This is a genomic window from Thermoleptolyngbya sp. C42_A2020_037 (genome assembly GCF_015272455.1).
GTDB lineage: Bacteria > Cyanobacteriota > Cyanobacteriia > Elainellales > Elainellaceae > Thermoleptolyngbya.
Genome location: NZ_JACYLP010000024.1, coordinates 39,639 through 56,499, shown reverse-complemented (window position 1 = coordinate 56,499; position 16,861 = coordinate 39,639). Strand labels below are relative to the sequence as shown.

At 61.5% G+C, this 16,861-nt stretch carries 6 protein-coding genes; all 6 read right to left on the bottom strand.

Translation table 11 applies throughout. The features are described from left to right. Nucleotides 1–78 precede the first annotated feature (78 nt). A complete protein-coding gene (locus tag IGS16_RS07235; protein WP_297084603.1) occupies nucleotides 79–2,589 on the bottom strand; it encodes a tetratricopeptide repeat protein in 2,511 nt (836 codons plus the stop codon). A 66-nt stretch (nucleotides 2,590–2,655) separates the two neighbouring features. Then, entirely contained in the window at nucleotides 2,656–4,437 is a 1,782-nt protein-coding gene (locus tag IGS16_RS07230) for a hypothetical protein (RefSeq protein ID WP_297084601.1), read from the bottom strand. After that, nucleotides 4,434–5,249: an SDR family oxidoreductase gene (locus tag IGS16_RS07225; RefSeq protein ID WP_297084599.1), complete on the bottom strand. Its 816-nt coding sequence runs from the start codon at nucleotides 5,247–5,249 to the stop codon at nucleotides 4,434–4,436. The genes IGS16_RS07230 and IGS16_RS07225 overlap by 4 nt, the downstream gene beginning before the upstream one ends. Further along, nucleotides 5,246–5,908 (bottom strand): SRPBCC family protein, encoded by a 663-nt coding sequence (locus IGS16_RS07220; protein ID WP_297084597.1) that lies wholly within the window; start codon nucleotides 5,906–5,908, stop codon nucleotides 5,246–5,248. Before IGS16_RS07220 ends, IGS16_RS07225 begins: the two co-directional genes overlap by 4 nt. Before the next feature lie 70 nt (nucleotides 5,909–5,978). Next, nucleotides 5,979–7,874, bottom strand: coding sequence for a polyketide synthase (locus IGS16_RS07215; protein WP_297084595.1), 1,896 nt, complete (start codon nucleotides 7,872–7,874; stop codon nucleotides 5,979–5,981). Between the two features lie 28 nt (nucleotides 7,875–7,902). Next, entirely contained in the window at nucleotides 7,903–16,533 is an 8,631-nt protein-coding gene (locus IGS16_RS07210; RefSeq protein WP_297084592.1) for a type I polyketide synthase, read from the bottom strand. Nucleotides 16,534–16,861: the final 328 nt, after the last annotated feature.

Here is a 16,861-nt window from a genome sequence, read left to right as displayed (position 1 = left end):
TGCTTCCCTCCTGGCTTTCATCTCAGCCTGCCACCGTTTTGTCAGTCAAGCAGGTCAAACGAGTTTAGGCGATCGCATTTATAAACCATTCAAAAATGCCTGCGTTTCTTCGGCTTCGTAGGGCATTCCCAACTGCTCAAACAGCGTCAGGGCTTCTCGTGCCCAGCGCTGCGCCTCGGAGGGGTTGCCCCGCGCCTGCACCAGTTCGGCAAAGGAGCGTTTCACATAGGCGCTGCGGGTCGGGTCGTCCTGTTGCTCTGCGATCCGCAGCCCTTCGACCAAAAGCTGCTCCGCCTCGTCGAGTTTGCCCTCGCGCACGGCGATGTCAGCTAGCCAGTTTTCCGTCATCCGCACGGCGCGTTCCCAGCCGACTTCGTAGGCCTGGGCGCGGGCGGTTTCAAAGACCTGCTTGGCGGCGGCAATCTGGCCGGCTTTGAAATGGGTCATGCCTCGATAGTAAAGAAGCTGCACCCGCTGGCGGGCATACTTTCCGGCAGACCAGTCGGCCGGGTTGAGCAGGGCTTCTGCTTCGTCTAGCAACTGATGGGCCTCGTCAAACTGCTGCTGCTGGGTTCGCAGGACAGACATTTTTTTCGCCCATTCGGTCTGGAACGGCTGGTCTTGATAGTCGCGCAGGGTTTGAATTTGCTCGAATACCTGCTCGGCTTCTTCTAGCGCCCTGGGCTTGCGGGTGGCGGTCAGCGTCCAAGCGCGGTCGAGCATTACCTCTGCCAGGGTGCGCCATTGGCTGCGCTGGGTGGCCTGAGCAATCAGCCATTCTGTCCACCGCAGGCGATCGCCCCAATAGTCTGTCCGCCCCTTGCGCCGCCCCATGCTGTAGGTATAAGCCTTGACGTGGTTCCAGAGCCGCAGCAGTTCGTCATACCAGCCCTCGGTCATACAAAAATCGGCGATCACCCGCAGGTTTTGCCATTCCTCTTGCAGTCCGTCAAACGACAAGTGCCAGGTTTTTACTTCCTGATTGGCATAGGGTTCAGAAAATTGCAGCGCCCAGGCGACCCACCGCTGCCGCGCTGCCTGGGCAAAGTCGGGATGTGCCTTTAGCTCTGCCAGGGCGTATTCTTGCGTCAGGGGCAGCATTCCGTAGCGATGATCCTGCTGGTTCACCAGCGACAATTGACAAAGCTGTGCCAGCGCTTCTTGCAGCGCATCGGGCGAGGCTGCTTCATCCGCCACCTGAAACAGGGTTTCGCGCAAGACCGGGGTCGGAAACAGGGCCAGCGCCATCAGCAGGCGATGAGAGGGCTGGCCGTGCAAACCATTCACCGTTGTCTCAAAGCAAAAGCGGGCCACGTCGCCCGTCGGGTTCGACATACCCTGCAACACCGTCGCCAGGTCAAAGCCGTTGGCAAGCTGCCCGATGGCGTAGTGTATGGCTACGGGTAGTCCGCCGGTGGCCCGCAGCAGGGCCCGCCGTTCCGTGGGGTTCAGCGCCACGCCCTTTTCCTGGGCTTCATGCTGAATCAGGCTCAGCGCCTCGTCGGTGGGCATCGCCACCAGCCGCACGGGGACGAAGACCGACTGTTCGCGGGTCGTCACCAGGCTTTTGACCGATGGCGGCAGATCGTGGAGGAAACTCAGCACCATCTGCGGATTTTCCATCGTTTCCAGATTGTCGATGATTAGCAGCGTCCGGCGTGGTGCGTGGCTCGCTGAGGAACTGCCGTGCAGCGATCGCCGAATCATCTGAATTTGCTCGTTCAGGCTGGCCCCAGCAAGCTCCGTTTCGCCTAATACGTCAGCAATTTGCTGCAAAATGTCTTGGAGCGATCGCATCGGGTCAAAGCGTTGCAGCAGCCCAAAGGATTGCAGATAGCACAGCTTGGCCGACACGAAAATTAGCGCATCGAAGGTAGGGACATTCGGATAGGACTGGGGGTTGCGGCTAGCCGCCAAACAGCGCCGCGCACACTCTACCGCCAGCGAGGTTTTGCCCACGCCGCCAATGCCCGCAATGCTGATCAGATGGGCGGCGTGGTCTGGCGAGAGGAGGTGCAGCAAGCGCTCGATCTCGGCCTCACGCCCAATAAAGGCCGTGCTGGTGGGCGCAGGTAGGTTCTCTAAAATAGACGGTTGAGCGGGCGATTCGCGAAGCGATCCCTGCGGGAATCGCCCCCCCAAACTGATCCCATTGGGCGAATCCTGCGGCCCTGGCGTCGAAACCTCATCGGCCCGATGGAGTGCGTTTTCTAAGGAATCTGAGCCAACAGATAGACTATTGGGCTGCACCTGCTGGCTGTAGTCTTCCAAGATCAGCCGCAGACTTTTGATGCCGACTTTTTGTGAACAGGCTTGCGACAGCAGCTTCCACAGACGCGGCGCAAAGACTCGCTCGACGGTGCCCTGGGCATAGCCCACCACCTGAATATCCTTGAGCTTGCTGCCCCTTAGCGCTTGCTCCAACACGATCTTGTCTACATCAGTGAGGGACTGATGCAGGCGATCGCCCACCAGCCGATCGGCTATGGCAATTAGCTCCGTAATTTTGGCTTTTTCCGTCGTCACCGTCCGCAGCGCCATGTTGCCACCTCTCCGCAGTCCGCTGTAATGCCAGCCTGCGACTAGCATAGAGGATTTGCTACTGGCGCGATCGCCACGGGTTCTACGAGAACTTCAGCAATTTCTTCAGTTTCTTCAGCGAGCCACAACGCTCCTGACATCAACGCAGGCTGCATCGATCAGGCGCGATCGCCCAGCGCGGACGGCGGTACAGCGGTCGAGCAAAGGAACAATGGCCGGAGTCTTGCCCTGTTCTAGCGTGGCGATCGCCTCGTCTACCGCAGATTTGAAGGAGCTATGCACCAGCCAATCTTTCTGGCGCAGGTATTCGGGTTGGAAGGCGGCATCTTCGATCCAGATCCAGTCAATGCCGTAGTTTTGAATAACTTGCTGAACGGTTTGTGGATTGGGGCTGTATTGCAACTGCAACAGGGCAATCGCTCTATTCTGAATCTCTTGGTAATAGTCGGGGTGATAGGCCAGCGCAAACTCCCGGCCCACCAGCGTAGACCGCAGCGCGAACGCAGGCACATTGTCGGCCTCGTCGGCCAGAGAGGCAACCAGCGCAGACTTGGGCTGCTCTGCCAAAAACTGATGGATGGCGGGCGTTTGGGCGATTTGCCAGTTTTGCAGGACGTAGATTAATGGCGGTACGAGCGGCACGATCGTTACCACGGCGGCAAGACATCCGAGCAGACCAATCAGCGTGCGATCGCCCTTTGCCAGGGGCACTTTGCCGCGCAGCTTGGGGCCAAATGTTTGCCAGAACTGGCTGATCAGCACCGTGAACACGATCGCCGCACTCAGCGGCAGCACAATCCGAAAGCTGTGGTAGTTGTAGCGGCTGGGCAGGTAGAGGCGCGGCAAGAACAGGTGCGCCAGCACAAACCAGCCCATCGAGGCCAGCACCACGTCCACCAGCACCCGCACTTTGGGCGTGAGGTGCTGCATAGCGGCAAAGCGCGATTCGCGAAGCGATCTCCGCGGGAATCGCCCCAGCAGCGGCAGCGCCAGCCCCACCAAGCTAAGGGAGGGAAACAACTGGAGCCGGATGCCGCTGCGCCCGTTAAACCAAAAGTTGAGCGGCGGCACGCCAAAGTATTCGTTGCGTCCCATTCGCCCGTGTTCAGGCATGGAGCGCATCAGGTCGTAGGTAAGAGGATTGCCCAGCGAATCCATTGCCCGACTGAAGGGCAAAATCACCAGCAGCGCCACCCCCAGCCCCGCTGCCCAAAACAGGTAATCGCGGCGGTCTTGGGACAGGCGGAGCCGGTTGCCGCGCCACTTCACCAGCGCCACGGTCAATACGCCCACGCCCACCAGCATCAGATGCGGAAAAAAGAGTCCCTGTAGCCCTAGCGCCAAAACGCACGGCAAGAGCGATCGCCGCAGTAGGTAATACAAAAATGCGGTGAAAATTGGATAAACAAAGGCTCTGGGCGTACCAGAAATGAGGTCGTCGTTGAGCCAGAGCAGTTGGTCAGTGATCAGCGTGCTGAGGAATGCGCCGAAGGGGGAGGGAAACAATTCCAAGAAAATTAAGAACAGGTAGACTGTTGTGCCCAAACTGAGCAGCAGCGGCAGGATTTTGACGAAGGTGAGGGCGGGCAGTCCCAGCTTGGCGGCTGCGGCAAAGACGGCTTTAAAGCCCAGCGGCGCAACGGATTGGAAGTAGTTGGCGATCCAGTCGTTGGGGAATAGCTCTGGATCGGTAAAGCGCTGCATCCAGACGACATGCTGACGAACGTCATCCTGCACGAGATAGGGATGGCTAAAGGCATAGGCAATCGTCACCAAGCCGTAGTACAGCGTGAACAACAGGCTGATGCCCAACCAGAATGCAAAGGGCGATCGCACGAACATGCGAGACGCTGATGAGCCGGAGGATGAGTCGGATGCAGGCTGGAATAGAATCATTGCAAGTTTCTGACCTTTGCAGTGATTTGGTCAAAGGATTGGTTGAGCATGGGCAGCAACACGCTATGCAGACGGTTCAATACGCCCATTTCAAAGCCGGGAGTGATGGCAAAGGCGCGGCGCTGCACACCCGCCAGGATCACCTCGGCAACGCCGTCAGCGCTCCAGGTTTTGGCAGTGGCGGTAATTTTTTGAGTGACGAGGGGCTTGGTTTTGTTTTCCTCGGCGAGTTGCGGCGTGTCGGTGTCGGGCGGATAGACGATAGACACGCTGATCCCCTTGGGCTTGAGTTCACCCCGCAGGGACTCGGCCAGGCCGCGCAGGGCAAACTTGCTGGGGCTGTAGGCGGTGTAGCCGTAGAGTCCGATCAGCCCTGCCCCAGAGGACACGCAGACAATTTGCCCGTGCCGCTGCTGCTCCATTGCAGGCAGGGCCGCGCGGATGCAGTAGAGCGTGCCGAAGTAGTTCACCGCCATCGTCCGCTCAAACACCTCGATGGGAATTTCTAGAAACTCGCCTGGTCGCGCAATTCCAGCGCAGGTAACGAGCCAATCTGGTGGGCCCAACTGGGCGATCGCCCCCTGCACGGCCTGTTCTGCCTGTGCTCGATCGGCCACGTCGGCGGCAACGGTATACACCTGTTGGTCGGGCAAGCGCCGCTTGGCCTCAAGCTGTGCCCGCGCCGCCTCTAGCTTTTCGGGGGTGCGGGCAATCAGCGAGAGGGCGGTTCCCTGGGCGGCCAATCGGTGGGCGATCGCCAGCCCAATGCCGCTAGAGCCGCCCGTGATAATGGCGTGTTTGGGTGGGTTCATCGGCTGCGGCGCTCAATTTCTCGGCGCAGGGAGACTAGAGTCGTCTCCAGTTCGCCGCGATAAACCCGCGAGTAGACATCGCGCATCAGGTCAGATCGGGGGGAAATAACCACCTGATGGGTCAACACCAACTGGCGGGCCGAGGCTTGCTGAAGCTGCCAAACGCCCTGCATGATCGGCTCGTTGCCGTCCATCACCACAAACTGAATCTGCGAAGGTCGCTGCTCGGACGAGGCCACGGTAACGCGGTTTCGCACGGGCACGGAGGCCACCCGCAGCACGTTCACCTGCTCGAAAGTGACCTGGTTACCATTGCGGCTCAGCAGGCGGCTGGATTCAACATTGGGTAAAAACGACGCAAAGTTGTTGTAGTCGGTCAACACAGCCCAAGCGGCAGCAGCGGAGCCGTTGATCACCACCTGCCCTACAAACCGTCCGTTTTCGCCTGAAATCGTGACACCGGGAGCCGTTGCCACCGCATCGGGCAGTCGCAGCAACTCCGTTGGGGCGCTGCTTGAAGATTCAGCCGAGGGCAAGCTTCCTTGGGGGGCAGCGGTGGGTGCGGCGGCCAGCCCTGTCCCCAGCGCTGAGGTCAAGACAGCAGACGCACTCAGAAGCGCTGTCAACCGAGTCCAACCGAACTGAAGTGAAATTTTCATAGGCAACCAGAGTTCAGAAAAACCAACTCCCCCGCATTGTATAGCAGGTGCCAGTTCCAGGGGAGACGGATTAGGGGGCAGGAATCGGGCCACAGGGCTGGCGCTGGAAGGGGTAGGTGGGCAGGGCGACGGTTTGCTGGAAATAGCGGCAATCGCCATCGTGCCAGGTCAATTCGCTGCCTTGCACAAAGGCGGTGGCAATGTCGGGAAGCTGGCCAGCGGCGGTGTCGGGCGACAGGTAGCGGGTGGATGCTGTGGGCGGCTGGGCGGCGGCGGTGTAGTGAATCTGGAGGGCGGGCGCGGTGGGCTGGGCGCGGCCCTGGAGAATGCCCAGTGCAGGTGTGCCTTGTAGGACGGAATGCAGTTTTTTCAGTAGGTCTGGCAGGGAATCGGTAAGGATAGCAAGGCGACAGGGCAGGGGCGATCGCCCCGTGTTGGCCGTCCAGCAGAGGTCGGCGATAGGGAGATCGGGGTATCGCTGCAAGTGCTGCACATAGCGCTCGACCAGTTGCCGCAGGGCAGGTTCGCTGCGGGCAGACAGCGTTAGTAGGTGCAGCGGAAAGGGGACGAGGGCGACGGGGGCGGGCGGGGGCGCTTCTGCTAGCACGACATGGGCATTGGCTCCGCTAAAGCCGAAGGCATTCACCCCAGCAATGCGGCGCGGCGCGTCCCAGGGGGTGGGGGCAGTGGGCACTTTTAGCGGCAGTTGGGCCCAGTTGATTTGCGGGTTGGGCTGGTGCAGGTGCAGATGGGGCGGCAGGGTTTGATGCTGGAGCGCAAGCACCACTTTGATCAGCCCAGCCATGCCAGAGGCGGCTTCCAGATGCCCGATGTTGGGTTTGACGGAGCCAATCCAGAGCGGGTCGGGGCGATTCACGGCGCGATCTGTTCCAGAAGCACCAAACACCTGCCCCAGGGCCTCTAGCTCGATGGAGTCGCCCAGCACTGTGCCTGTGCCGTGGGCTTCCAGATAGCTGATCTGCTGCGGCTCTAGGCGGCTCTGCTTCAGGGCTTGGCGGATCACGGCCTGCTGCGCCAGTCCGTTGGGCACGGTCAGCCCGCTGGAGCGGCCGTCGTGATTGGTGGCGGAACCAAGGATCACCGCTTGCACAAAGTTGCGATCGCCCAGGGCCTCGTCCAGCCGCTTTAGCACCACCACGCCGCAGCCTTCAGAGCGGACAAAGCCGTCGGCGCTGGCATCAAAGCTGTGGCAGCGTCCGGTTGCAGACAGCATCTTCGCCTTGCAAAAGTTCACCATCATCTCTGGCGACAAAATTCGGTTCACCCCGCCGACGATCGCCAAGTCGCATTCCCGCTGGCGCAAACTCTGGCAGGCCAGATGCACGGCTACCAGCGAAGAGGCGCAGGCCGCGTCGATCGCCATGCTCGGCCCGGTGCTGCCCAGCAGATAAGATAAGCGGCCAGCGGCGGTGCTGTGGGTGTTGCCCGTGGTCAAGTAAGCATCGATGGTGTTGGGGTCTTGCTGCAAAAGCTGATGCCAGTAGTCGATGCCACAGATGCCGACAAACACGCCAACGGCTTGCCCCATCAGGCGGTGGGGCGCAATGCCGGCCTGCTCCAGCGCTTCCCAACTCACTTCCAGCAGGAGGCGCTGCTGCGGGTCGAGGCTGGCGGCTTCGCGGGGCGCAATGCGAAAAAAAGCCGCGTCAAAGTCGTGCAGATGGGGCACAAAACCGCCGTGGCGCGTGTACATTTTGCCGGGGGCGCTGGGGTCTGGACTGTAGTATTGGTCAAGGTTCCAGCGATCGCCCGGAATTTCGGTAATCGCGTCTTTGCCTGCGTGCAACAGCGCCCAGAAGTCATCCAGCGTCTCTGCGCCGGGAAATCGACAGCCCATGCCTACGATGGCGATCGGCGGGTGCTTTTCTGCCTCCAATGCCTCAAGCTTTGCCTGGAGTTGATGAATCGCCAGGAGGGCACGTTTGGTGGGGGAGGCTTCGGTCATCTAGGGGTTAGGGGTTGGGGGTTAGGGGTTAGGGGTTGAGGCGATCGAGTTCGCGCAGAAGGAGAGCTTCGGCTTCGGCTTCGGTGAGTTGGGCGATCGCCGCTTCGGGATCGTTCGCCAGACGATTCACGAAGCTGTTCGGGGTTTCGTGTGAAGAGTTATTCTTGATTCCGTTCGCTGCTGCGTTCTTTTGAGTTGACGATGCAGATGATTCGGCACTGTCAGAGTTTGGTTCAAGCAGATGTAGCAGGTATTCCGTAAGGGTGGCGATCGTGGGATAGCTGTAGAGCAGCGCGTTGGGCAGCGGCTGGGACACTTGCTGTTGCAACTGGTGGGTTAGCTCGATGGTGGTGAGGGAGTCAAGGCCGAGGTCGGTGAAGCCCTGGTGGGGGTCGAGGCTGGCAGCGGGGCAACCCAGCAGTTTAGCGACAACTTGCTGGAGGCGGGCGGTCAGGGCGGCGGGGCGATCGCCCGCTGGCAGTTGGCGGAGTTCGTCAAACCAGGTCGGGGCGGGAACGGGGGCGGGCGAGTTGGGAACTCGTGGTTTGGCGTAGGGCAGCACAGCGACTTGGGGCGTGGCTTCTGAGAGCAGCGCTTTGAGAATCGTCGCGCCCGCTTCGGGGTCAATCCGCTCCATGCCCTGGGTTTGGAAGCCGTCGGCGCGGCGGGCGGCCATCCCTACGGTTGCCCAGGGGCCCCAGTTGATGCTGAGGGCGGGCAGGCCGAGCGATCGCCGTAGGTGGGCCAGCGTGTCGAGTCCGGCGTTGGCGGCGGCGTAGTTGGCTTGTCCCGCCGATCCCAGGATCGATGCGGCAGAGGAAAACAGCACGAAGCAGTCCAGCGGCCAGTTCAGGCTGAGGCGATGTAGCGTCCACGCACCGCGCAGTTTGGCGGCCATGACCGACTCGAATCGTTGCGGGGTCTGGTTGGCGATCGCCCCGTCGTCCAGCACACCGGCCGCGTGAAACACACCGCGAATTGGCAAGTCGGCAAAGGGGCGCTGGGCCTGGAAAAAGTTCGTCACGGCGGCATCGTCCGCCAGATCGAGTTGGGCAGTGGCGACGGTTGCGCCGGATTGCTCCCAGGTTGCCAACTCTGCGGCGATCGCGGGGCTGGGAGCCGTCCGCCCAATCAGCAGCAGGTGCGTTGCGCCCCATTCAACGAGCGATCGCCCCACCTGCAAGCCCAGTCCGCCCAGCCCGCCTGTGATCACGTACACACCATCGGGACGCGGCGCGAAGGTGGGTTTGGCGCACTCGATCACCACTTTGCCGATGTGCTGCGCCTGCTGCATATAGCGGAAGGCATCGATGGCGCGCTCGGCATAGCCGTCACGGAGTGAATCGCGCTGAAACTGGGTGTGGGGCAGCGGCTGAAGCTGACCCGCCTCTATTTGCGCCATCACCCGTCGCAGCATGGACTGAATCTGGTCGGGCTGCTGCGTGGTCACCTGCATCAGGTCGATGGCGGTGTACTGCACGTCGGGGCGGAGTTGCCGCAGTTGCCAGACCAGCGCCGGGTCGGGCTTGCCGATTTCCACAAAGCGCCCGCCGGGAGCCAGTAGCGCCGCACTTTTCAGCATAAAGTCGCCCGCCAGAGAATTCAGCACCAGGTCGATGGGCTGCTCCCCTGCGTCGCGGATCATCTCGGCGGCAAAATCGAGCGATCGCGAATTGTAGAGCCGCGCCACGCCCCGCTGTTGCAGCGCCGACCACTTGCTGGGGGAAGCAGTGGCGAAAATCTCCGCGCCGATCTGTTGCGCCAGTTGCACCGCCGCCAGCCCCACGCCGCCCGCCGCCGCGTGAATCAGCACCCGTTCGCCCGGTTGCAGGCCGCCCACGGTTCGCAGCGCGTAGTCGGCGGTGAGCATTGCCGTGGGGAGCGTGGCGGCCTCAGCAGGGGTTAATGCTGCGGGTTTGGGAACGGCTAGCATTGCGGGAACCGTGACGAACTGGCTGAAACAGCCGGGAGCAATGGCCACCACCACGTCACCTGGCGACACGTCCCGCACTGCCGTCCCCACGCGCACCACCTCGCCGACACACTCCAGCCCCAGCGGCCCCGCCTCACCGGGATAGCGCCCCAACGCATTCAGCACGTCGCGGAAGTTCAGCCCCGCCGCCAGCACCCGCAGTTCGATTTCGTCTGCTGAGGGCGATCGCCGCTCAACAGTTTCCCAAGCAAGGCGATCGAGGCTGCCCCGTTCTGCAATCTGGAGTTGCAAAGCGCGATCGCCCCCCAGCAGAGATGCCGCATAGGGACGAACCTGAGCGACGTAGCGCTGTCCCCCGTGGAGCGCCACGCAGATATCTGCTGCGCCAGACTGCATCTCGTTCCACAGTGCTGGCCCTGCATCGGAGGCTGCATCTGGCTCCAGGTCGAGGCAGCGGCACTGGAGGGCGGGATGCTCCAAGGCAATCGCCCGGCCCAGCCCCCACAGCGGAGCCTGCGCCACGCCTGCCGCCTGGGTTTCAGCAGTGATGTTGGGCGACTGGCTGCCCTGCGTCACCAGCCACAGCGGAGCCTGAATGCCCTTCTGAATCAGCGCTTGCGTCAGGTGGAGCGCTCCGGCGTAGGCGGCTGTGGCGTCTGCGATCGCGGCTGCATCCAGTCCCCAGAGGTAAACGATGCCGCGCATCGCCGGGTTATCCTGCAAAACCTGCTGGATGAGCGCCAGGAATTCGTCGGGGCGATCGCCCTTTACCCGCTGTGCTGCGGGCAGAGCCGATGGGCGATCGCTCGAAACCGCAACGGTGTAGGTCTGCTGCGCTGCCTCCAGACATTCGACCAACTGCTGTGCCACGCCCTGAGCGTCGGCAAAGATGAGCCAGTGCCCTGCGGATGTGGAGTCGAGCAATGCGGGACGAGACGCAGGCTGCCACGCCAGTTCGTAGAGCCAGCGAGAAGCGTCGGGCGTGCGGCCCCATGCCTGCGGAGACACGGCTTTGGCGGTCAATCCGGCGATCGCCAGCACGGGGTTCCCCTGCTCGTCGAACAGGAAAACATCAGCCGTCAGCACGTCAGCAGTCCGCCGAGTAACGGTCGCATAACTCCAGAGATGAATGGAGGAATGATTGTAAAACTGTAAGCGATCGAGACTGATGGGAACATAGGAAAACGAATGCTCAGGGGCAAGCGCCAGAACAATCTGAAAGCAGGAATCGAGCAAAGCAGGATGAATCTTGTAGCGTTCTGCTTGAGGCTTCAGAGAATCAGGAATCTGCACATACGCCAGAACGCTTTCAGGAAACTCTTGCGCCTGTTGCCAGACTCGTTTTACGCCGTGAAACTGCGGCCCGTAGTCCACACTGGGAAAGGAGTCCAGCAGTGCGGCCCAGTCGATTTCGGCCGTGTGGGTTTGCTGGAGTTGGGAGAGATTGGGGGTGGGAATCGGGGCGCCAGATCCGCTGAGGGTGCCGCGAGCGTGCAGCGTCCACTCGCCATCGTCGCGGCAACTGTGGATTTCGACGGTGTATCCGGTTCCGTCGGGGGAAAGGCTGGTCTGGAGCGATATTGCTCCGCAACGCTGGCGCGATCGCCCTACGCTCGTTTCCTCATCCAGCACCAGCGGTTGCGACAGCACCATGTTTTCGAGCTGAAGCGGTGCAGATGGCAGCAGCTTTGCCCCGGCCGCCAGCGCCATTTCCAGATAGGCCGCGCCGGGAAAAGCGATCGCGCCATGAATCCGGTGATCGGCCAAAAACGGCAGGGCATCTAGCCGAAGCTGCGTATCAAATAGCGTGGTGCGGGGCGTGACAATTTTTTGACCCAGCAGCGGATGCTCCGATGTGGAACGTGGTCGAGGCGTGACGCTTGTAGGCTGGACATCCAGCCAGTAGCGCTGCCGCTGGAAGGGATAGGTGGGCAGCGACAGGCGCTGTCGGATATAGGGCTGATCGAATCCGCGCCAGTCGATCGTGACCCCGTTGCAGTAAAGCTGCTGGAGGCTGTGGATCAGCGAAGTCCAATTATCCTGAGTGGGAGACAGGCTAGTGAGCCACTGAATTTCTGAATGGTTTTGAGTATTGTTTTTAGAATGATTTGAGAATGATTCTGAGCCGCCATTAAGAATCTCTTTAGAACGATTTTGAGAATGCGCCTTAGATTCAGATTTTTCATCGTTCTGCCAGGCTTTTTGAATGGCTTTGCCCATGCCAGTTAGCACGGATTTGGGGCCACATTCCAGCGCCACTGTGCAGCCAAGCTGACGCAATTGGTCAACGCTGGCGGCAAACTGCACGGGCTGGCGCAACTGCTGACACCAGTAGTCCGGTGTCGTTATTTCCTCGCCGCAAACCGTTCCTGTGAGGTTGGAGATTAGAGGGAGGCGGGGGCTAGCGTAGGAAACGCGGCTGGCAAGGGCCCGAAATTCCGCCAACATCGGCTCCATCATCGGCGAGTGGAAGGCGTGGGACACGGGCAGCGGCTTCACGGCGAAGTGCTGCTGCTGAAAGTGGGCGATCGCTCGCTCGATCTGTTCCGTTTCACCGGAAATCACCGTATGCTGCGGGCCGTTGAGGGCGGCGATCGCCACGGTAATTCCGGCAGATTGCAGAGTGGATTGGACGGCTTCGGCGCTGGCAAACACCGCTACCATTGCGCCCGGAGGCTGTGCCTGCATCAGCCGTCCCCGGTGTGCTACTAGCGTCAGCGCGTCCGCCAGGCTAAACACGCCCGCCACGCAGGCCGCCACATATTCGCCAATGCTGTGCCCCAAGACGACATCGGGCTGCACGCCCCAGGATCGCCACAATTCGCACAGGGCATACTCGACGGCAAACAGCGCGGGCTGGGCGTAGCGGGTCTGCTGGAGGCGGTCGGCCTGCGCGTCGTCGTAGAGCAGTTCTGGCAGTGGCCGCCCCAAGAGTGGCTGCAAAATTTCGTCGCACTGGGCGATCGCCTGCCGAAACACGGGCTGCACGTCGTAGAGCGATCGCCCCATTTGGGAATATTGCGACCCTTGCCCGGTAAACAGAAACGCCACAGTGGGGCGAGTGGGGACGGTGTGGATTTCGGGCGCATTCAGCCAGCCCTGCAACTGCGCCTGGGCATCGGCGGCGGTGGCGGCGGCGATCGCCAGTCGGTGGGTAAAGGGCGATCGCCCTGAGTTTGCCGTAAAGCACACATCGGCGAGGGGCGCGTCGGGCTGGTCGGCGAAAAACTGGACATAGCGGTGGGCCAGGGCTTGCAGGGCGGCGGGCGTTTTGGCGGAGAGCGCCAGCAGGTGCAGCGGGCGATCAGGGACGGGAGACAGCGGGCGGGAAACAGCGGGCGCTTCTTCCAGAACCACATGGGCATTGGTGCCGCCGATGCCGAGAGAGTTGACGCTGGCGCGGCGCGGTGAGCCGTCCGTGTCCCAGTCGCGCAGCGTCGTATTCACAAAAAACGGGCTGTTGGCAAAGTCGATCTGCGGGTTGGGCTGCTGGAAATGCAGGCTGGGCGGCAGTTGGCGGTGATGCAGACAGAGGACGGTTTTAATAAAGCCGACGATGCCAGAGGCGACGTTGAGATGGCCGACGTTGGTTTTGACGGAGCCAAGGGCGCAAAACTGCGAGCGACGAGTGCCGCTGCGAAACGCTTTGGTCAGTGCAGCAACTTCGATGGGGTCGCCCAGTTCTGTGCCCGTGCCGTGCGCTTCGACGTAGGTAATGCTGTCTGGGTCAACGCCTGCCACGGCCAGGCTCTCACGGATCACGGCGGCCTGCCCGTCGGCACGGGGCGCGAGATAGCCCGCCTTTTGGCTGCCATCGTTGCCAATGGCGGAACCCTTGACCACGGCGTAGATCTGATCCCCGTCGGCGATCGCCTCTTGCAGCCGCTTCAGCACCACCACGCCCGCGCCGCTGCCAAAAATCGTGCCCCGCGCCTGGGCATCGAAGGCGCGACAGTGCCCGTCTGGCGATAGGATCATTCCCTCTTGAAACAGATGCCCCGCCCGCTGAGGCGTTTCCACCGACACGCCCCCCGCCATCGCCAGGTCGCACTCGCCGCGCAAGAGCGACTGGCAGGCCAGATGCACTGCCACCAGCGATGTGGAGCAGGCGGTTTGCACGTTGACGCTGGGCCCCGTCAGGTTCAGCTTGTAGGAAACACGGGTGGTCAGGTAGTCCTTATCGTTGGCGATCGCCATCTGAAAGCCGCCCATCGCGGTCAGCGTCACCACGTCCAGCGAGTCGTTGGCATCCAGCCGATGGCGATTGGGATAGACATGGTTCAGCAGGTAGCTGTTCATGGATGCGCCTGCATAGAGGGCAATCGCCCCACTGTCGGCCGCGTAGGCAAAGGGGTCGTAGCCCGCGTCCTCCAGTGCTTCCCAGGCGCACTCCAGCATCAGCCGCTGCTGCGGGTCGAGCAGTTCCGCCTCGCGGGGGCTATAGCCAAAAAAGTCCGCGTCGAACTGCTCCACATCGTCTAGAATCGGGCTGGCTTTTACATAGTTGGGATGGCGCACCAGATCAGGGTCTATGCCCGTTGCCAGGATTTCTTCATCGCTGAAGAAAGTAATCGACTCCACGCCGTCTTGCAGGTTGCGCCAAAATTCCGCAGGCGAAGCGGCTCCAGGAAAGCGACACGCCAGCCCAATCACCGCGATGTCGTTGTCATTTGAATGTCTGGACTGACGGCGCTGCGATTCGCGAAGCGATCCCTGCGGGAAGCGCCGCTGGCCCTGCTGCACCGCCTCAGCCGCCGGGGTCCGCGCCAGAAACTCGGCCAGGCTGGCAATGGTGGAATGCTGAAACAAGTCCACCGCCGAAACGGTATAACCCTGCTGATGGAGCTGGTTTAGCACCTGCATCAGTTGCAGCGAACTGCCGCCCATCTCGAAAAACTGCTCGTCGGGGGCGATCGCCGTCAGTCCCAAGACCGACTGCCAGATTTCCAACAGCGATCGCTCTAGCTGGCTGCGCGGCGGCGCGGCGGACGGAGCCTGCTGGAATGCGTCGGCAATGGACTGGAGTTGTCCGTCAAATTCCCCTGCCTGAAAGCGGCGGCTGAGTTCGCTGCGTTGAATTTTGCCGAGGGCAGTTTTGGGAATGTTGTCCTGCGCCACTGGGATGACATAATCGGGACTCACACCCAGCCGCGTCGCCACCTGCCGCCGCACGGCTTTCACCAGTTCCCGCAAACTAGCGGCATCGGTCGGTTCTGCGGTGGGATGCAGAAAAATCGCGAGGCGATCGCTCGTCTCATCGTCCCGGCGCACGGCGCAGGCGGCGGTGTAGGACACTTCCACACCGGGCAACTCTTCGACAACGGCTTCGATTTCGTGGCTATACACATTTGCGCCGTTGAGGATGATCAGGTCTTTTTGGCGGCCGGTGAGGGTGAGCCGCCCGTTTTGCAGGCGGGCCAGGTCGCCCGTGACAAACCAGCCGTCGGGCGTGAAGCACTCGGCATTCAGATCGGGGCGGTTGTAATAGCCGGGGGTGACGGTCAAGCCGCGCACTTGCAGGCTGCCCACCTCGCCTTGGGGCACGACCTGCTGCTGCTCGTCCACAATCCGCAGCGACACGCCGGGAATGGGCTGGCCGACCTCGACAAACGTATCCGCATCGCTGGTGGTGGCGAGGGAAAACTCGTGGGAATGCACAATGCCAGAGGTGGTTTCTGACATGCCGTAGCCGGGGCTGACCACGCCATCGCGCAGGCCGCAGGGCGCAAGTAAGGCGAGAAAGCTGCGGGTGGTTTTGGCGACGACGGCTTCGGCTCCGTTGCCCATCCACGCCAGGCAAGACAAGTCCCACGGGCGCTGGGCAACTTCCTCTGGGCGATCGCAGATCAGCCCATAGGCAAAGTTGGGGGCCCAAGTGGCGGTGACGCGATGGCGATCGCACAGATCCAGCCAGCGCAGCGGATCTTGCAGAATATAGTCATTGCTGACCTGAATTTGCGAGCAGCCGACGAAGACCTGCGTCAGGTGAAACATCACCAGGCTGGCGACGTGTTCCAGCGGCATCCAGTTGAGGCTGAGGCTGCGCTCAGTAATGCGGTTCACAGTCGCCATGCCAAAGGCACTCACCAGCAGGTTGCGCTCCGTCAGCATGACACCCTTGGGTTGCCCCGTGCTGCCAGAGGTAAACAGGATCAGCGCCAGTCGGTCGGTCGCCAATGCGGTGTCGGAAGGCGTTTCGAGCGGCGGATCGGACTCAGCAGCGAGCAGCGCTGGCAGGGGCAGCAGGCGGCTGGGGTCGCAGCGAAATTCGGCAGAGCCGTCTGTGCAAAAGGCTTGCAGGGCAGGAGCGATCGCCCCGCTGACCAGCACCCACGGGTGATCCAACTGCCCCAAAATGGCGCGGAACTGGAGTGCCTTGCTCTGCGATTCGGCATAGGCCGGCGGCACGGCAATGGGCACCACCACCAGTTCCCCCAGCCACCCCGCCCAGATTGCCGCGAGAAACTCATCGGGATCGGAAATTTGCAGGACGAGGCGATCGCCCGCTGTTGCCCCCGCTGCCCGCAACCCGGCTAAAATCCTCGCGGCCTGTTGGGCCAGCGCCCGATAGGGCTGGTGGCGTTCGGCTCCGGCTGGAGAAATGTGGAGAATTGCCCCTTCGCCGACGGCTGCGCGATGTAAAACCCTTGAAAGACTGGGCAGGGAGCGGAGATCTGAAACCTCATCACCATGACACACGGACAAAAACGCGGAATGGGCATCCATCATGCTGTTGTCTGTAGACAGCGCTTGAGAAAGCGATGACTCGCCGCTCAGCCCCCTTCAATTCAGAGCCAATTATACAGCACGGGTCTGGTGGGGGATGGCGCTGGGTGTATGTTTATTATGTTGCGCCTCGCGTGTGATTCACGGTGCCCTGCGGTATAACTTGCGTACCTGCGGGTAATACGTTTGGGTTAGGTAGGCTGCTGGCAGGGGTGCATCCTTACTGGGTGCCTGGAAACCCTCTTCAGCAGGCTTTTCAGGGGTGATCGCGCCTGTTGAGGGGTGCAATAGTCTTCTGGAACCCTGATTGACTTTGTGCGTCATGCGC